This window comes from Blautia sp. MCC283 (genome assembly GCF_018785565.1).
In the GTDB taxonomy this organism is placed as follows: Bacteria; Bacillota; Clostridia; order Lachnospirales; family Lachnospiraceae; genus Blautia_A.
Genome location: NZ_WQQB01000030.1, coordinates 1 through 18,076, shown reverse-complemented (window position 1 = coordinate 18,076; position 18,076 = coordinate 1). Strand labels below are relative to the sequence as shown.

Below are 18,076 nucleotides of genomic sequence, written 5' to 3'. Positions count from 1 at the left end.
CCAAAAATACACAGAAAAAGAAGACTGCCCACCCGAAACAGTCTTCCTTTTCGTAAGCGTTGTAGCTACTACATTACTACAAACATTTTCTTTTTTCAATAGCTTTTTTAATATCTTTTTACTCTACCATCCGGTTCTCATCTGCAATGTATTCGAAGAAGTCGAAGTCTGCACATTTTTTGTGGAGAACGCGGTCTGCACAGGTGATTCCTACCATAGTTCCTGTGAACTCTCCGTATTTACAGTACTCGTCAGAAAATCTTGTGGTATCAAAAATGCGTCCGATCTTTTCGTAATTTTCTCCGTCATAGCTCCACTCAAACCAGGATTTTCTTCCCTCAATATAGAGTCTCAGATAGATCGGTTTATCTTCTACCGGGATTCTGGTGTTCAGGAACTCTGTTTTTTCTCCGTTTTCCAGATGGATGATAGACAGGGCGCTCTGTCCCAAGGTTTCACTGTAATATTTCCGGAGATTGATGTAATTCATGTTGTCGTAATACAGGATCAGACCTGCACTGTGCTGGTGTACTTCCGGTGTGAATTCCATCTTTGTGGTGATCCGTGCGTATACGCTTGTAAGCTTTCTGGCCAGGATACTTACTTTGTTGAGAGAGGTTCTGGATTCCTGTCCACGAAGGCGTACATAACCTTTTCTTGCTTTCACATCTGCAAAACGCTGGGGCATGATCCTTGGAGAATAATAGAAGTTCCCAAGCTCATCTCCATCAAAATCGTCAAAATCCGGAGTTTTTTCCACCGGGTATTCCGGAAGGGAGGTTTCCGGCACTTCGATCTTCGCCAGATTGCTTCCATCCGCCATGCGGAGCCAGTTGTCTTCGGTCCACATCATTTTCTGAATGGCCGTCTCTCTTCCAAGTGTACAGCGAAGTTCCGGTACAAAAGGTCTGGAGCAGAGATGGACCAGATAAACTTCTCCTGTGGGAAGTTCCACATAGCTTCCATGACCGGATTTCTGAAGTACAGAGTCCGGATTATAGTACTTTAGTTTCAGATGGTCTGGATCCTGGCGCTCGTAGGATTCTCCCGGAACACTGGTAACGATGGGATTCTTCGGATCTTTTTCATATGGGCCCCAGACATTTTTGGAACGTCCCATGGTAACGCAGTGATTATATCCGGTGCCACCCTCTGCACACATGATATAGTAATACTCGCCTCGTTTTGTGAGATGCGGTGCCTCGATGCAGCCTCTGTCTGTACCGCCTCTCCAGATCCGCTTCGGATAACCGATGATCTCTTTTTTCTCAGGAGAATATTCTACCATACAGATAGCCCCTGGCTTCTCGTAGCCTTCCCTTGTTTCCCACTCCAGGGATACCACGTATTTTTTGCCGTTGGTGTCATGGAAAAGTGACGCATCAAAACCGGAGGAATGAAGGTAAACCGGCTCGCTCCACGGTCCGCGGATATCTTTTGCACAGATCAGGAAATTATCCACATCAAAATATCTGGCGTTCATGGAATTCATCACTCCATAGACAACGTAGAACATATCCTCTTCCTCGCAGTAGGTCAGGCAGGGCGCCCAGATTCCTTTTGCACTTGGAAGTTTCTTGAGATCTACTTTTTCATCGTCTGTAATTACGTGTGTGTACAGCTCCCAGTTTTTCAGGTCTCTGGAATGGTAGACCGGGATTCCCGGAAACCACTCAAATGTGGAAACTGCCATATAGTAATCGTCGCCTTTTCTGCAGATACAAGGGTCCGGATTAAAACCCGGAAGTATTGGATTTACGATCATTTTAACATCCTCCTTTATCAGCCGGAAACCAGCCAAAGTCATAACATCTTCCCAGATCCCAGCTGTCCCATCCGATCCATCCGGGAGTATTTACCGTATCAGTCAGAAGCTTGTAGCTCCAGTAATAATAACCGCTGCCTTTCTCCCAGAGTTCCAGCTGTGCCTTTGCAAGGGCTTCATAGATTTCTTTTTTCTTCTCCAGTGAAAAGCTTTCCTGCCGGCTCCCTTCCACTCCGTTGAGCACGCTCTGGCCGCCTTTTGTGTCACAGCCGCAGGCAAGGGAGTTAAACAGACACCACTCGCCGCAGATCACCGGGAAATATTTTTCCATCTCTGTGATCTGTGGTTCCAGTTCTTCTCTGATATATTTCAGATAGCCTTCAATAGTCTGGCTGCATCCTCTGGCCTCCGCAACCATGAGATACTGATGGGTATCCAGGATCACATTGGAATATTTCTCTTCCTGCATGAAATCTTTCCATTCCATCAGTTCAAAGCCATCGTGGATCACAACGTACTTATCTTTTGGCATATAGGCACTGATACGGTCGTAGGCATCCAGATAAAACTGTCTCAGGAATTTCATTGTGATCGGTGCGGAGCCTTTTGCCATCTCCTGATCTGCCGGAGCATAACGGTTCTGGATATCCATGGTTTCCCACATATTTTCTGTGATGGGCTCATTTAACGGCTGGATTCCAAACAGGCCTTTTCTGTTTCCATATCTCTTTGCAAGACGTTCCAGAACGCTTAATGCAAACTCTACTTCATCAGGATTCTGTGCCCATTTGCACACACCACTGATGCCTCCGTTGTCAAAACCGTTCTGGCTTAAGGGTACTGTAAAAAGTTTTTCAAAGTGATTTAAGCCAGCAGAAAAAAGATCTGGATCGGCTGAACCTTGTACTGAATTATATTTCTGAAAATTATAAGAGGCCCATTTCCCTGGATGAGATCGCAGGTGTCGCTTATCTCCAGACCGGATATTTCTGTCGTTTTTTTAAGAAAAAGATGGGGGTTACGTTTCTGGAATATCAGAATGAATACAGACTTTCTTTCATTTACAAAGATCTGATCAACACAAAAGCCCCCGTGCATGTGATCCTGGAACGCCACGGCTTCACCAATTATAAGCTGTTCCGCCGGATGTTCCAGGAACACTTCGGGTGCACACCTACGAAGGTACGGGAGAATATGAAGAAATAAATTTTCTTAAATATCAAAACTTCCGGGAGCTGGACAACATACTCCCGGAAGTTTTATTATCTATAGTTCCTGTCCATTGGTCTCAATCACATGCTTATACCAGTAGAAACTCTTTTTCTTATAACGCTTCATAGTTCCGCTTCCGTCATCGTTGCGGTCCACGTAGATGAATCCGTAACGTTTGCGAAGCTCTGCCGTGGATGCGCTGACAAGGTCGATGCATCCCCAGGTGGTGTATCCCATCAGATCCACGCCATCCATGACAGCCTCTTCCATCTGGCGGATGTGATCTCTGAGATAAGCGATGCGGTAATCGTCTTCTACGGTCATCTCGCCATCTGCACCCTGAATCAGCTGATCAAACGCACCAAGACCATTCTCCACGATAAACAGTGGTTTCTGGTAGCGGTTCCAGAGTGTGTTCAGAATATAGCGAAGTCCCTTCGGATCGATCTGCCAGCCCCAGTCGCTGGCTTTCAGATACGGGTTTGGCACACCGCCCAGAAGATTTCCCTCTCCCCGGACATTTTTTTCCGGATCTGCTGTGGCACAGACACTGACATAATAACTGAAGGAAACAAAGTCTACGGTGTTTTTCAGGATTTCCATATCCTCATCCGTCACAGAAATGCTGATGCCGTTTTCCCACATATAACGTTTCGCATATCCCGGATAGCAGCCGCGGACATGGACATCTGCGAACATCATGTTCTTGTGATCTTGTTCCATGGCAGCAAGAACATCCGAGGGATCAGGTGTCAGCGGATATACCGGCATACTTAAGATCATACAGCCGATCTTGAAATCCGGATTGATCTCATGACCGATCTTGGTCGCCCAGGCGCTGGCTACAAGCTCATGGTGAACTGCCTGGTAAAGATCACTCTGGGAAAGTTTTTCTTTCGGCGTATTGATCCCGCCGCTCATAAATGGAGATTCCAGGATGGAGTTGATCTCATTAAATGTGAGCCAGTATTTTACCTTATCTTTATAACGGTTGAAAACTGTAGTCACATACCGTTTATAAAATCCGATGAGATCACGGTTTACCCAGCCGTCATAATGCTCTGCAAGATAAAGCGGAGTCTCATAATGAGATAAGGTTACCAGGGGCTCGATCCCGTATTTTCTGCACTCGTCAAACAGATCATCATAGAACTTAAGGCCTGCCTCATTGGGAGTTTCCTCATCCCCCTTCGGGAATATCCTGCTCCAGGCAATGGAAGTACGGAATACCTTAAATCCCATCTCTGCAAACAGCTTGATATCTTCTTTGTAATGGTGGTAAAAATCAATTCCTACCAGCTTCATATTGTCTTCTGTGGGTGCTTCCGTCCTCGGGCCTTTGATCCCGTGAGGAAGGACATCCTGGATGGAAAGTCCTTTGCCATCCTCGTTGTATGCACCTTCACACTGATTGGCAGCTACTGCGCCGCCCCATAAAAAATTCTTGGGAAACATTTTTTCTGTCCTTTCTCATATAAATCGGATATCTCTCTGCCGGATATCAGATATCCAGCGCTGCGTGATAGCCCCAGTATACTGCATTGGTGATGGTGGAAACTCTGCTTGCATCACCGATCACCGCCACATATGGCGCGCAGTCACGAAGCTCATCCACAATGTCGGTTCTGGATCTCTGGCCCAGGGCACAGATGATGGTGCTTCCGGGAACCAGAACCTTTTTGCCCTCTTTATCCTCACACCATACACCTTCTTCGGTTACCTCAAGGCCCTTGTATCCTGTGTAAACTTCCGCGTATTTGTCGATTTCTTTCAGAAGAAGTGGTCTGTGTCTTACATTGGCATCCGGTGCGAGAACATCTCTCATCTCCACAATGCGGACTTTCTTCCCTTCCATTCCAAGGTGGATGGCACACTCACATCCTGCAAGGCCGCCGCCAAAGACAACTACCTCATCTCCTACTTTTTCTTTCTCTTTATAGTAGTTATTTACGATCACCACATTGTCGCCGTTCAGTCCCGGGATCGGAGGTACCAGCGGTCTGGAACCAGCCGCGATGATCAGTGCATCTGCGTTTTCTTTTTCCGCATACTCTTTTGTCACCGGTGTGGATGTACGGATCTCCACGCCTGCTTTTCTTGCAAGAAGCTCGTAAGTTCCTGCAAGCTCGTACATCTCATGCTTAAATGACAGGGCCTGCTCGCTTTTCAGGATTCCGCCCAGAGTATCCTCTTTTTCACAGAGAATGACCTGATGGCCTCTTCTTGCCGCTGTATAAGTTGCGTACAGACCTCCCGGGCCGCCGCCTGCTACCAGGACTTTTTTCTTAGCAGGTGCAGGCTGTACTTCATCCCCTTCCATCTCACGTCCGATCAGCGGATTGACGGTACATCTTCTTGTGGAAGTTTCCGTTCTTTCTGCCATGCAGGTAAAACATCTTAAGCACTTAACGATCTCCTCGTCTCTGTTTTCCATGACTTTTCTTGGAAGGAAGGGATCTGCAAGAAGTGCTCTTGCCATGTAAACGATATCGGCTTTTCCCTCTGCAATGATCTGCTCCATCTGTGCAGGATCGTTCAGGCCACCGATGGTTGCAACCGGAATGGCCACATGTTTCTTGATCTCAGCCGCAAGGTAAACATTGCAACCGTGGTCTTTAAACATGGACGGATGGGTGTCACCGAACCCTCTCTGATAAGTTCCTGCGGAAACGTGAAGAAGATCAATATATGGCTCCAGAACTTTTGCAATCTCCACACCGTCTTCCAGTGTGTAGCCGCCTTCAAAAAGTTCAGAACCGCTCATACGGAACTCGATGGGGAATCCAGGTCCCACACCTTCACGCACTGCCTTCAGAACTTCTACTGCAAAACGGCAGCGGTTTTCAAGGCTTCCGCCATACTCATCGGTACGTTTGTTAAAATACGGAGAAAGGAACTGGTTGATCAGCCAGCCATGTCCGCCGTGTACCATGATCATCTCAAAGCCTGCCCTTTTTGCCAGGGACGCGGTCTCTTTATAGGAAGCTACGATCTCGTCGATCAGCTCTTTTGTGAGGGCTTTTACCTCCACGCCATCTGGACGGACGGTATCAGACGGGCCCCACTGGTTCATGGATTTCTGTCTGGATTTATCTGTCATATAAGTTCCTGCATACATTCCGGAATGAGAAAGTTCAATACTCGGTATGGCTCCGTGACGACGGATGGCGTCTGCAGTATAAGTTGCGGATGCCAGGGAATTCAGGATGGATGTGTCCAGATGATAGGCATGGGAGCCATCGGTTTTCGGATGTACCATACACTCGCTGACTGTTACGGCACCTGCACCGCCTTTTCCTCTCAGTTCATAAAAAGCTGTAGATTTCGGGCCGATACATCCGTCGTTTGTAATATCTGTTCCGCCCATCGGAGCAGAAAACATACGGTTTCGAAATGTTACACGGCCAATCTGGATCGGTTTGCATAAGTTTGGATATTTTCGGATCATAATTACCTCCCGTTATTCTGTAAGGAGGGCTCTCAAATATTCGCCCTCTCTTCGGTTTTCAAGTAATTCCATGAGTTCATTTACTTTTTCAAGACTGATCTTTTTCTCTCTTGCTTTCATGTGTACATAAACAGCACCGATCAGGTTTGCGTCATTGTAAAAACGGCAGCTTGTCACCTCCGGGACCGGAAGCGTCCAGGGATACATGCCGTTGATCTTTAAAAGCTCTTCACGGATCAGCTGGAGAAGCAAAGGCTGTTCACTGATCCCGCCGCCTACTGCGATCTTTTCCTGATCAAACATGTACTGACAGTTGTGGATATGGATGGCCAGTTTTTTTGCATGATTCCGGATTCCTGCCAGAGCTTTTTCATTTCCCTGGTTCGCAAGGGAGAACGCTTTTTCTCCGTTTAACTCTTTTACAGGAATGCCGGTTTCCTCCGATACGCTTTTAAGCAGTGCCTGGGCACCGGCTGTCTCTGCAAGGCTGTTAGACATTTTGTAGTCATCCTTACTATCTGTGATCACATAGCTGAATTCCCCTGCCATGAAATTTTTTCCACTTACTACTTCGCGGTTAACGATCACAGCACCACCTACTGCAGTTCCGCAGACAACAACGATGGCATTCTGGCAGTCCTTTAAAGAGCCCTGCCAGATCTCAGCCAGCGCTGCACATTTGGCATCGTTTTCTACTGTCACCGGAATCCCTGTTTTTTTCTCCAGGATCTCCACGATATTTACATTGCTGATGCAGAAAAGGCTTCCACCAGTATACATAAAACCCCTTTTGGAATCAATGATCCCCGGCATGCTTAAGGCAATTCCCTCAATCTCATACTGCCCTTTGATCCTGTCACAGATTTCTGTCAGAGACTGGATAAATATTTCCAGAGAATCCTGTTTTGTAGGGGTTTTGTCTTTTTCCAGGATGGAACAGTTTTCTGTGATCACTGCATATTTGATAAATGTTCCTCCTATATCGATCGCCAGATAATTCATGGTGTCACCTCTTTTTTGCGGATTTTTTCTTTGCTGTAGATGATATTGCCTTCGCCGCCGTCCAGACGGTTGAAATATTCATTGGCCTTTTTTGCAACAAAGGCCTGCTGCCCCATAAAGTTAAATGGAACATCATCTGCCTGATCCTTCATGATCGTATCACAGACTTCGATCACACTGCGAATCATATCTTTGGAAGCCCAGATCACATGATGACAGAGACAGGTTGTGTCAAAACGTCCCTCCAGTCTGTTCTGGATCTGGATCAGATTTTCCCTGTACTCTTCCACAGTAAGGGAATTTTTATCAAAAAGGAAGGTAGCATTGTTGCAGGCATCTCCAAGGATCAGGATCTTTTCTTCCGGGATCAGCATGACCATGGTTCCCGGAGTGTGCCCCGGGAGGGCATAAGTTTCCACGGAAATCCCTCCCAGGTCAAATCTGTCACCATCTTTCAAATCTTTAAATGTCATCGGTGCAGGCGGCAGAAATGTCTCTTCCAGTCCTTCTGGCATCTGGCCGCCAAGTCCTGCCAGTACATATCCTTTTCTGTTTTCTATGGAATTCATTCCCAGATAAATTTCGGTATCCGCATGGTTCATGTAGATCTCACATTCAGGCTTTCCATCATTCCCGGTGAATTCCGGTGCTCCCATTGCATGATCGATGTGGCCATGGGTAAGCAGCACTGTAAGTGGTTTTTCCGTAAGTCTTTCCACAAAATCCCGAAGGTTTCCTGCTCCCACGCAGGTATCGATCAGCAGGGAGCGTTCCGATCCATTTACCAGATACATGATCTCTCCTGTGAAGCTTATTATCGCTGTGATTCTGTCGTTTACTTTTTCTGCTCTGTAAAAATCCGCCATTTTATTCTTCCTCCATATCAAGAAGCTTGGATAACTCTGTTCGGAGATTATCTACGATTTCTCTGGTAAATCCCATATAAAACAGTTTTTCCAGGCTCTGGATGCTCTCATAAAAATAATCCTGATTTCCGGTAGAAAGGAAATACATCAGCATTGGAGATACTCTCTCGATCACTTTCATTGCCTCCGGATCATGCATCATATCCTTAAACATGGTTTTGTTGTTATAACGCTGACGAAGATCTTCTGTGGGACGATATTCATAATGATAGCTTCCAGCTTCCACTTCCATAACTTCGCCCTCATAAAACGGCAGACCGATCACTGCACTGCATCCAAATGGAACCTGGATATCTACTGTTACCTTCCCGTTCTTCAGGATTTCCCAGTCTACCTTATATTCTCCATAAGCAGAATCATAGGTCATATGCATATATTTCAGCTTTCCGTTCATCAAAGGAGTGATCAGCGCTTTCTTAAATCCAGGCTCCAGTGCCTTTAAGCCTGCTACATCTCTGTAAAGATATTCCACAACAGAGCCATAAGAATAATGGTTCAGGGAGTTCATCATCGTACCGCTTAAATGCCCGTCATCCAGAACGGAATTCCATCTTTCCCAGATTGTTGTTGCTCCAAGATTGATGCAGTGCATCCATCCCGGATAATCTTCCTGAAGAAGGAAATAAAAAGCGTCTTCCTCGAATCCGTTTTCGGCGAGAACCCTGCAAAGGATCGGTGCCCCTGTAAATCCGCCCTTTAATTTGTAGCAGTCTTTATAAAATCTTGCTTTCAGACCTGCCACCACAGCTTCTTTTTCTCTGTAGATCCCGGAATATAAAGCTACAATATATCCGGTCTGGGAATCAATTGCCAGACGTCCCGTTTCTGTAAAATATTCCCGGATGATCGCTTCTCTGATCTTCTGGTAGAGGTCATCATAATAACGCTTATCCTCTTCATAACCGAGAATTTCTGCCGCTTTTGCAGTCTTCTGCACAGACATTGCATAGTAGTTGGAGCCAATATAATAGGCATCTGTTCCACCTTCCATGCTCTGCTCGGTTCTTCCGTCAAGTGCAAGCCAGTCACCAAGCTGATTTCCGAAATCATAGAGATATTTCTGTCCTCTTGCCTGGTCTTCCCTGGTGATCTTATCCACCCAGTCCTTCATCATCGGATAACTGGATCTCAGCATTTCTATATTTCCGGAATGTTCATAAACCACCATTGGAAGGAATGTGGCAATGTCACCCCATACACTGGAAAAGATCGGTCCGTTTGGATCAAGTACCGGGATCACACCGGGAAGGATTCCATCGTATTTTACCTGCTCATTTCGAAGGTCATGGATAAATTTCTGATAAAAAGCTGCAGTGTCCATATTAAAGCTTGCTGTTCCGGCAAATACCTGAGCATCCCCGGTCCAGCCAAGTCTTTCATCCCTCTGCGGGCAATCTGTAGGAAAGTCCACAAAATTTGATTTCTGTCCCCACAGTGCATTCAGGAACAGTCTGTTCACTCCCTTATGGCCGGTTTCCATATATCCGGTCCTGTCCATCTTTGAATAAACTGCTTTTCCTGTAAATTCTTCTGCTTTTACTTCTCCCGGCCATCCTGTCACACGCACATAACGGAATCCAAAATATGTAAAGGAAGGACGTACCAGCTCTTCCCTGCCACCGGATACATATACAAACTGAGATTTTGCAGCACGGTAATTTTCGTTATAAAAATTGCCATCCTGAAGGATCTCGCCATGGTCAAATATAAGTTTGCTTCCTTTTGGGAGATGATTCCAGAAGGTCACATATCCGGCAAAATTCTGTCCGAAATCCAGGACTGTTTCCCCTGCCGGTGTATGGATCACTTCTTTTACCGGCATATCTTCCATTTCCATTACAGGAAGGCTGTATCTGGAAACCAGTTTTCCTTCTGCCTCTGTAAGAACTGCCTGTTTCGCCGGATTTTCTTTTTCTTCCCATAACAGATGGTTGATGATCTCGCCGTCATAAATTCCATCGTCTTCCACATCAGAGCCAATATAGTTCCAGGTTTCATCTGTTCCGATCACCTGGATTTCCCCATCTTCATAGATCAGACGAAGCTCTGCGATCAGCTTAAAGGTATCACCAAAATTATTGCTCTGGCTGTTCAGTCCAAATTTTCCTTTGTACCAGCCATTTCCCAGCGATACAGCCAACTGGTTTTCTGCTGTTTCCTGCATTTCTGTATGGTTATCGATATTTTTGATATTTTCCATGACATCAAATGTAAGATACTGTTCTTCATCGTGATAATTGCTGTAATAAGGAGTCAGAACTTCCTCCCCGATTTTTTTTCCATTTAATTTTGCCTCAAAAAGTCCAAGACCGCAAATATAAAGTCTGGCTGAAGCAGGTTTTTTCTTTACTTCAAAATTCTTTATAAAGAGAGGGTGAAAGGTATCTTCTTTTTTTGTTGTGATCCATTTTCCCATCCATGGATCATCCATCTTTCCGGTTTCAAAATATGCAGGCTTGGAAACAGCAGTCTCTCCCTCATCGCTGGTAACGGTTACTCTTACATAATATCTTGTATATGCACTCTGCTCAAATTCCAGTTTTTCCGCCGCACTGTTAAGATTCTTTCCCTCTTTTGTCCAGAGAAGCTCTGAAAAATCTTCTGTCAAAGCTATCTCTATTTTTACATTCTGCTGTCTTCTGGCTGATGTCTCACGAACTTTCCACGATACACATACGGTTTCAAAATCAAATCCCACAGGATTTTCCATACCGTTGATTCTTACATTTACAACTTTCATATATCTCTCCTCTTACTTTGGAATATCTGCGATCACAACTTCAGAAACGCCTCCAAATACTAGAATAGTTATCTAATTTCCGGAGGCGCAAGCAGTTTTCTCTGCTTTTCTCAGTTATTCATTTATCAGCTTTATTCAGCTGCTTCCATTTTCTTTAAATCTCTCTCGCAATGATACAGGATTACCATCAGTACAAAGATAGCGATCACCATGATAAATGGCAGCCAGTTGTACAGGAAGTTAATTGCTGTGGAAACACTTTCCGGCTGTGCGATACCCTGTGCATCCAGAGATCCGTCATAGCCTGCTCCGTTGAGAACCCAGCCAAATACAGCTGTTCCAAGTCCGAGACCGATCTTCTGTGCTGCAGAAACACCGGCATTTCCAAGACCAACGGTATCAATTCCTGTTTTCTTTGTTCCGTATGTAATGGTATCTGCAACCATTCCAAGTGCCATACCGCCGGCCATACCAACACCGCAGCCTTTCAGTACGTTGCAGATGATCATCACGATCGTACTGGAACCGCCAAGAACAGCGAATCCGAGGAATCCAAGTCCCATAACTACCATTCCTGCTTCATAAACAGCTGTTTTTCCAAACTTTTTCATAAATGCAGGTGTTACAAACATAACTGCAAACTGTGCAATGGAAATAGAGTTGGATACCCAGCTGTACTGTCCCATATCATAGAGAACATACTGACAGTAATATACATTTCCCATTGCGTACATGATAATTACGAAAAATACTACAAAACTTGCAACTGTTACGATCACCCAGTATTTGTTCTTAAAAAGTGCTTTTACAGTTTCCCATGTGCCTGCTTCTCTTCCAGCACTTGCAGATTTCTGAGTATCTTCCTCTGCGCTTTCAGCAGAATGTACTCTCTCTTTTGTTGAGAAAACACTGAAAATTGTAATTACGATCATTGCGATGCAGTAGATCAGCATTGTGATCGTAAATGCTCTCTGTGTATAAATGTTTTCTGTACTGCTTGTAAAGATTCCAAGTAAGGTAACAAATGTTGAGTTTACAACTACATTTCCAAGTGTCTGAAAAATCTGCTGGATGTTTCCAAGGAATCCTCTCTCATAAGGATTTGCTGTCATCAGTGAGATCATGGAATAATACGGTACCAGCATTCCGGTAAGGCATACAGCATTTACAATGTTATACATCAGGAAAATATATACATACTGTGCCATTTCCGGAAAATTCTGTGGTACAAAAAACAACAGCATGGTGGTGATTCCAAATGGAATACACATTCGTAACAGCCAGGAACGGCCTTTTCCGAGTTTTGATTTTGTACGGTCCACCATACGTCCTACGATCACATCTGAGATTCCGTCAAAAACCTTTGATATTGCAAAAATTGTTGCAATGATACCTGCATTCAGTCCTACTGTGCTGGTAAAATAAATGGTCAGGAAAGAACCGATGATACCATTGATCATATTAAAGGCAAATCCGCCTGTTCCGTAACCGATACGTTCGCTCCATGCCAGGCTGGCATTTGGATCGTTGTGTTTACTTGCCAAACTAAACATATCTCTTTCTCCTTTTCCCTTTTCATCTAATGGGTTTTCTGCATCTTCTGTATTTTTCTGTTTTTATGAAATTACTTTTATTTATCACCTTCTGTCATTCTTGTGTTTTCCTGTTGATAATGATATTATCAGAAATAAGCGAACAGGATAACGTCTTTAAGCGACATATGATTTATCCTTTTCGGACATATACGTTTTTCCTGTTGAAGCTCGTTGACAGACTAAACGGACTTTCATAATCCGCAGAGAATTTTCCTGATTCAGTTAATTTAGGTGATTTTATGAATGAATACAAACATTTAACAGAAATGATTCCTGAAATGGAACCTGACGAAATATTTTATAAACGGATTTTTCTGGAATATCCGGCTGCACATCTGGACCAGGCACATACCGTCGAGGAAATAGAAAAACTCTGCCCGGAGGCATCTTCCCATGCAGCCGCCGGCTTTACTTACCATCCTGGAAACGCTCTGGATGAAACTATTCTTCCTTCCGATGAGGATACGATCATTTTCCGTCATAACCGGTATGCTCCTGCTTTTTTGCATTCGCACACTTTTTTTGAGATGATCTATGTGCTTCGTGGAACCTGTGAAAACATATTTACCTCCCATACGATTTCCATGCGATCCGGTGATATCTGCATTGTGGCTCCTTCGATCATCCATGCATTAAGTGCTTTCAGCGATGACTGTGTGATCTACAATTTCCTGATAAAAAGCCAGACCTTTGAAGCTGTATTCTTAAATTCCCTTCCAAAATACGGTACTTTACATGACTTTTTCAGCCGGGCACTTTATTCCCCCGGATCTCAGTTTTATCTGTATTTTAAATCTGGAAAAGATCCGCAGCTTGTGAATTTATTTAAAAAAATCCTGAAAGAATATCAGACCCAGAAGCGCTATACCTCCTCCATGATAAATGCGTTACTGGAAATCTTTTTTATCTGTCTTCTCAGAAATCATGAAAAAAACATGATCGTCCCCAACCCGGCCGGAAAGAAGCAGGAAAAAAATATTATTTTTATACTGAAATATATCGAACTACATTATGCAACCCTTACGCTCCCGAAATTATCTGCGTTTTTTAATTACAGCGAACGACAATTAACACGGATCCTGAAAAACTATACAGGAAAAACCTTTTCCACTCTTATCCAGGATATCCGGCTTTCCAGAGCAGCCGAATTATTAAAACAGCCGACCCTTCCGGTAACTACTGTTATGGAAGAAATCGGCTACTCCAACATTACACACTTTTATAAAATATTTGAAAAAAGGTTTCATATGACACCAGCAGAATACAGAAGCAGTATCAGTCCGGACTCTTCTTTGCTGTAACCTTTTTTGAAGCTGTTTTCATATTGTAGATAAATGTTCCAAACGATGCCAGAATGATCAGCGCATATCCGGTAAAGCTGTATTTATCCGGCACTTCTCCAAACAGGAAAAATCCCAGCAGCGTTGCAAAGATAATCTGTGAATAATCAAAAATGGAAATTTTTCCCGCAGGTGCATACGTGTATGCCGCTGTGATCGTAAACTGTCCGCCTGCCGCAAATAATCCTGCCATCATAAGTATTGCAAACTGTTTCACCGTCATTGGTGTGAAATGAAATACCATCCACGGAATCACAGACAAACATGAAAAAACAGAAAAGTAAAATACAATGATCGGGCCTTTCACTCCATGGGTTCCAAGTACACGTACCATTGTATATGCAATTCCAGCGCCCAGTCCACCACAGACTCCGATCAGTGCAGACATAAATTCCGCATTATGAAATCCCGGTTTTACAACAAACAGACATCCCACAAATGCCAGGGCCACACATGCTGCCTGCGTCGGGCTGATTTTTTCTTTTAACAGAAGAAAAGAAAAAATGATCGCAAAAAAGGGAGACAGTTTATTCAGGATTGAAGCGTCCGCTACCAGCAGATGATCGATCGCATAAAAGTTACACAGGATTCCCATGGTTCCACATACACAGCGTAAGATCAGCGGCCCCCAGTATTTTTTATTAACCTTCGGCAATGTATGATCTTTACATAAAATGACCGCCGCAAACACTGCCGCAACCAGATTCCGGAAGAAGCTTTTTTCCACAGATGGAAGATTTCCGGCCAGACGGACACTTACATTCATACATGCAAAGAAAAATGCTGACAGGATGATCATTATCATACCTTTTATATAATTTTCCTGTTTCATTTTATTTATTCCTGCCTTTTTATAATTTCATTGCGCTACGGATGCAGCTCTCAATATACGCTTCTCCCAGATCTGTATTCAGGCTGAGATCAAAGTTTCCTGCTGCGCCCCACATGTGGCGAGTATAGTAACGGTAGTTGTCTGCGCGGAGTTTTTCGTTTTTCTGGACAACAGCTCTGGCTTCTTTCTCAGAGATGATCTGTCTCTGTGCTACTCTTTTGATTCTGCTTTCAAGAGGTGCAGAGAAGAATACCTTCAGGCAGTTTGCGGAATTTCTGAGGACGTAATCTGCACAGCGGCCTACGATCACGCAGTTGCCTTTTTTTGCCAGATCACGGACAACCTGTGATTCCGCCTCGAAAATTTTGTCCTTTGGTGCTTCATCCTGCATATCTGTGTTCAGGTACATCTGATTGACCAGATCATAGAGAATACTGTTTGTCATGATCTCCTCATTTTTCTTAATAAATTCCGGCGTGTAGCCTGTGGTTCCTGCTGTCATCTGAATGATCTCTGCATCATAGAAATCGTATCCCAGCTTTTCTGCAAGTGCCTTGCCCATATCGTGGCCACCACTTCCAAACTGTCTTCCAATGGCAATGACATTTTTTCCATAAGTTCCTGTTGTCTGCTCGTTTGCTTCGCTCTCGTTTTCTGCTGATGCTGTTTCCGGGAAGATCATATCTTTCAGGAATGCAAGTTTTTTTCCGATAAGTCGTGCGATAAATCCAACCAGAAGGGCTGCAATAACTGTACCTTCTCTTACCCCGTCCAGTCTTCCTGCAAATACAAAGGAAAGTACTGCAGCGATCACTGCCATGGATACATCAAAACAGATCTTGGTTGTTCCGAAGTTTGTTTTCCATGTGAGGACAATGGCACGGACAAAGGATTCTCCCGGAAGCATGACAACGTCCGCCAGGACCTCCATATAAACGCCTGCGCCAAGGATCATACACCCGATGAGCAGATATACGATTTTCATGATATATACTTCCGGATTGACCCAGGAAAAAAGGATCATGGTAAGATCGATAAAATATCCGAAAATGATGGATACCGGGATCTGAAGGATGTGCTCCAGTTTAAAATTCTTCCGCAGAATGATCAGCTGCAGGATGATCAGTAAGATACTGAAAAAGATGGTAAAGTTTCCAAGTGTGAATGGAAAGTTCAGGCTTAACACATAGGGAATTGATGAGATTGGTGAGGTTCCCAGGTTTGCCTTGGTAATCAGACTGACTCCCAGGGAGTTTACAAACAGTCCCACCAGAAATATTAAGTATCGTTTTAGTTTCTCCATTATTTTTGTCTCCTCCTCATTGTACAGATTTTCGCCGGATAATTATGTCTATGCTGCCATTATCCGGTTATTGTAAAGCGGATATCCGCCTGTTTACTTTATCTCAGCAAGATTCCTGTATATCCTGAGAAATATCTCCATAAATACTTTCTGTTCTTCTTCTGAAACATTGTTTAATGCTGTTTCTTCAATCTTTTCAAAAGTCTCTTCTACCAGCTTCTGATTTTTCTTTCCGGATTCTGTCATAAAAATATGAAAGGTACGGCGGTTTCCGTTAAGCATTTTTCTCTCGATCAGTCCTTTTTCTTCCATTCGATTTAAAATAGAAGTTAAAGATCCTGCCTCGATCAGACATCCTGCCGCAATTTCCTTCTGACTGGCGCCATCGTGATCTTTCAGATAATCCAGAACCTTTGGCTGTCCCAGGGTAAGGCCGGTATCCTTTAACTGTTCCATCAGCTTTTTCTGGACCATCATGTGGTTTGCCATGGACAGATAGTGAAAAGAATCGTTCATATATCTTTCTCCCTTTTTAATAGTTATAATTCAAATATTTAGAATTATAACTATATTAATTACGTATGTCAATATTATTTTTAAAATATATTGGAATTCTGTACAAAAAAGAGAGCTGTTTTTATTTCAATCTGCACAAAATACAGGGAAAATCACAAGGACAAACGTATAAATAAAATGATTATCTGTCCGCATAAAAAAACAGCGAAATGGATATTCGCTTCCATTTCACTGTTTAATGTTATTTCTGTTAATATGTTTGTGTTGTTTTATGCAACCTGATTCTTGTTGTTAGTAATGGTGATCAGATGGCTCTTGATCAGTACCGGACGTACTGCGTTGTAAATGATCGCTACCAGGATCACGGATACAACTGCATTGATGAATGTTGCTGCCGCACTCATTTTTGCAAGTGCCTGTGCCAGCTCCTGTGGCTGTCCCAGGATGTACTGTTTGTAAAAATATCCTACGATAGGATCTGCTACTACGTTAAATGCAAGTCCTGCGATGGATGCGATCACGCTCCATTTAAATACATATTTCTTATCTGTGCTTTCGTTGATCTTTGCAATCTTATGTGCCACGAGACCTACGATCAGACCGATACAGAATTTCAGTACAAAAGTTTTCGGTGCTCCTGTGATGTAAACAGGGTCCATGATGTCTGCGATTCCCATTCCAATTGCTCCGGAAAGACCTCCGTATACGCCGCCAAGAAGCAGTGCTGCCAGTACACAGAATGCGTTTCCGATATGAATGGATGTTGCATCTCCGCCTGGTACCGGGATCTTGATCTGCAGGAATGTGAAAGATACGTAGCATAAAGCTGCTAATAATGCAGTTTCTGCAAGTTTGACTACTGTGTTGTTCTGTGTGTTCATAATAATTCCCCTCTCGTTTTGTTATTACTTTAGTGTGTGATTAGTTTAATGTATGAATGTAATAACACGGGTGTTATGGTACTGCTTGTTTGGGTATATTGCAAGGGGCAATTTTTATATTTTTTTAGGGGACAGTTTTTGGGGGATAAAAAAAGTGGCTTGATTGGCCACTTTCTTTTGTATTGTATATTCAAAACTACATACATGTGTTTGTTGATGGTTAATCGTTTTTTTGAATCAATTTTAACCTGCGTGCCGATTTGCCTTTTTTTCACGGGCTCGCAGCTTGCGCTGCATCGCCTGTTTTTTTAGGCTACTCCAGCGGGGGTCATCTCACGACTCCGTCGTTCGATGTCATTTGCTTCGCAAATGTTCAGTCTGCATCATAAATGGTTCTCCACAAGCAAGCTTGCTCCGCCCCATTTCTGCTGTATCCTGCCCGCTTCCTCGGCTGGTTGGTCAAGCCCTCACCCGATTAGTAACAGTCAGCTCCATGTGTTACCACACTTCCACCTC

At 43.8% G+C, this 18,076-nt stretch carries 14 protein-coding genes; 2 read left to right on the top strand and 12 right to left on the bottom strand.

The window, feature by feature from the left end; all coding sequences use genetic code 11:
* Positions 1 to 118: 118 nt before the first annotated feature.
* Both GPK81_RS10910 and GPK81_RS10905 read right to left on the bottom strand, forming a co-directional pair.
* Complete coding sequence (locus GPK81_RS10910; protein WP_215707036.1) at positions 119 to 1,765, bottom strand: glycoside hydrolase family 43 protein; 1,647 nt, start codon at positions 1,763 to 1,765, stop codon at positions 119 to 121.
* 1 nt (position 1,766) lies between these two features.
* Entirely contained in the window at positions 1,767 to 2,561 is a 795-nt protein-coding gene (locus GPK81_RS10905; protein ID WP_021976201.1) for a hypothetical protein, read from the bottom strand.
* A gap of 89 nt (positions 2,562 to 2,650) precedes the next feature.
* Between GPK81_RS10905 and GPK81_RS18035 the strand changes: the two genes are divergently transcribed.
* Complete coding sequence (locus tag GPK81_RS18035) at positions 2,651 to 2,971, top strand: helix-turn-helix transcriptional regulator (RefSeq protein ID WP_118071938.1); 321 nt, start codon at positions 2,651 to 2,653, stop codon at positions 2,969 to 2,971.
* A gap of 60 nt (positions 2,972 to 3,031) precedes the next feature.
* Here the strand turns inward: GPK81_RS18035 and GPK81_RS10895 are convergent, their stop codons facing one another.
* From GPK81_RS10895 to GPK81_RS10870, 6 genes are all read right to left on the bottom strand, one after another.
* Positions 3,032 to 4,432, bottom strand: coding sequence for a glycoside hydrolase family 1 protein (locus tag GPK81_RS10895; protein ID WP_215707035.1), 1,401 nt, complete (start codon positions 4,430 to 4,432; stop codon positions 3,032 to 3,034).
* A 46-nt stretch (positions 4,433 to 4,478) separates the two neighbouring features.
* Entirely contained in the window at positions 4,479 to 6,425 is a 1,947-nt protein-coding gene (locus GPK81_RS10890) for an oxidoreductase (RefSeq protein WP_215707034.1), read from the bottom strand.
* A gap of 12 nt (positions 6,426 to 6,437) precedes the next feature.
* Entirely contained in the window at positions 6,438 to 7,427 is a 990-nt protein-coding gene (locus GPK81_RS10885) for an ROK family protein (RefSeq protein WP_215707033.1), read from the bottom strand.
* On the bottom strand, positions 7,424 to 8,293 hold the full coding sequence (locus tag GPK81_RS10880) for an MBL fold metallo-hydrolase (protein ID WP_118071934.1): 870 nt from the start codon (positions 8,291 to 8,293) through the stop codon (positions 7,424 to 7,426). The genes GPK81_RS10885 and GPK81_RS10880 overlap by 4 nt, the downstream gene beginning before the upstream one ends.
* Position 8,294: 1 nt before the next feature.
* Positions 8,295 to 11,093 (bottom strand): alpha-L-rhamnosidase, encoded by a 2,799-nt coding sequence (locus tag GPK81_RS10875; RefSeq protein WP_215707032.1) that lies wholly within the window; start codon positions 11,091 to 11,093, stop codon positions 8,295 to 8,297.
* A 131-nt stretch (positions 11,094 to 11,224) separates the two neighbouring features.
* The gene (locus GPK81_RS10870; RefSeq protein ID WP_173738535.1) at positions 11,225 to 12,646 is read right to left on the bottom strand and encodes an MFS transporter; all 1,422 of its coding nucleotides are present in this window, start codon (positions 12,644 to 12,646) and stop codon (positions 11,225 to 11,227) included.
* A gap of 281 nt (positions 12,647 to 12,927) precedes the next feature.
* Between GPK81_RS10870 and GPK81_RS10865 the strand changes: the two genes are divergently transcribed.
* The gene (locus GPK81_RS10865; protein WP_215707031.1) at positions 12,928 to 13,989 is read left to right on the top strand and encodes an AraC family transcriptional regulator; all 1,062 of its coding nucleotides are present in this window, start codon (positions 12,928 to 12,930) and stop codon (positions 13,987 to 13,989) included.
* Here the strand turns inward: GPK81_RS10865 and GPK81_RS10860 are convergent.
* From GPK81_RS10860 to GPK81_RS10845, 4 genes are all read right to left on the bottom strand, one after another.
* Complete coding sequence (locus GPK81_RS10860) at positions 13,964 to 14,860, bottom strand: DMT family transporter (protein WP_021976209.1); 897 nt, start codon at positions 14,858 to 14,860, stop codon at positions 13,964 to 13,966. The genes GPK81_RS10865 and GPK81_RS10860 overlap by 26 nt on opposite strands.
* A 19-nt stretch (positions 14,861 to 14,879) precedes the next feature.
* Positions 14,880 to 16,163 (bottom strand): cytidylate kinase family protein, encoded by a 1,284-nt coding sequence (locus tag GPK81_RS10855; protein ID WP_215707030.1) that lies wholly within the window; start codon positions 16,161 to 16,163, stop codon positions 14,880 to 14,882.
* 93 nt (positions 16,164 to 16,256) lie between these two features.
* The gene (locus GPK81_RS10850; protein ID WP_021976211.1) at positions 16,257 to 16,679 is read right to left on the bottom strand and encodes a MarR family winged helix-turn-helix transcriptional regulator; all 423 of its coding nucleotides are present in this window, start codon (positions 16,677 to 16,679) and stop codon (positions 16,257 to 16,259) included.
* 269 nt (positions 16,680 to 16,948) lie between these two features.
* Positions 16,949 to 17,560 carry an ECF transporter S component gene (locus tag GPK81_RS10845; protein WP_021976212.1) on the bottom strand — a complete coding sequence of 204 codons (612 nt, stop codon included), beginning with the start codon at positions 17,558 to 17,560 and terminating at the stop codon, positions 16,949 to 16,951.
* Between the last annotated feature and the right edge of the window lie 516 nt (positions 17,561 to 18,076).

Excerpts from the sequence above, each read along its gene's own strand:
- GPK81_RS10910 (WP_215707036.1), bottom strand. The coding sequence starts at position 1,765 with ATGATCGTAAATCCAATACTTCCGGGTTTTAATCCGGACCCTTGTATC.
- GPK81_RS10895 (WP_215707035.1), bottom strand. The coding sequence starts at position 4,432 with ATGTTTCCCAAGAATTTTTTATGGGGCGGCGCAGTAGCTGCCAATCAG.
- GPK81_RS10890 (WP_215707034.1), bottom strand. The coding sequence starts at position 6,425 with ATGATCCGAAAATATCCAAACTTATGCAAACCGATCCAGATTGGCCGT.
- GPK81_RS10885 (WP_215707033.1), bottom strand. The coding sequence starts at position 7,427 with ATGAATTATCTGGCGATCGATATAGGAGGAACATTTATCAAATATGCA.
- GPK81_RS10880 (WP_118071934.1), bottom strand. The coding sequence starts at position 8,293 with ATGGCGGATTTTTACAGAGCAGAAAAAGTAAACGACAGAATCACAGCG.
- GPK81_RS10875 (WP_215707032.1), bottom strand. The coding sequence starts at position 11,093 with ATGAAAGTTGTAAATGTAAGAATCAACGGTATGGAAAATCCTGTGGGA.
- GPK81_RS10870 (WP_173738535.1), bottom strand. The coding sequence starts at position 12,646 with ATGTTTAGTTTGGCAAGTAAACACAACGATCCAAATGCCAGCCTGGCA.
- GPK81_RS10865 (WP_215707031.1), top strand. The coding sequence starts at position 12,928 with ATGAATGAATACAAACATTTAACAGAAATGATTCCTGAAATGGAACCT.
- GPK81_RS10860 (WP_021976209.1), bottom strand. The coding sequence starts at position 14,860 with ATGAAACAGGAAAATTATATAAAAGGTATGATAATGATCATCCTGTCA.
- GPK81_RS10855 (WP_215707030.1), bottom strand. The coding sequence starts at position 16,163 with ATGGAGAAACTAAAACGATACTTAATATTTCTGGTGGGACTGTTTGTA.
- GPK81_RS10850 (WP_021976211.1), bottom strand. The coding sequence starts at position 16,679 with ATGAACGATTCTTTTCACTATCTGTCCATGGCAAACCACATGATGGTC.
- GPK81_RS10845 (WP_021976212.1), bottom strand. The coding sequence starts at position 17,560 with ATGAACACACAGAACAACACAGTAGTCAAACTTGCAGAAACTGCATTA.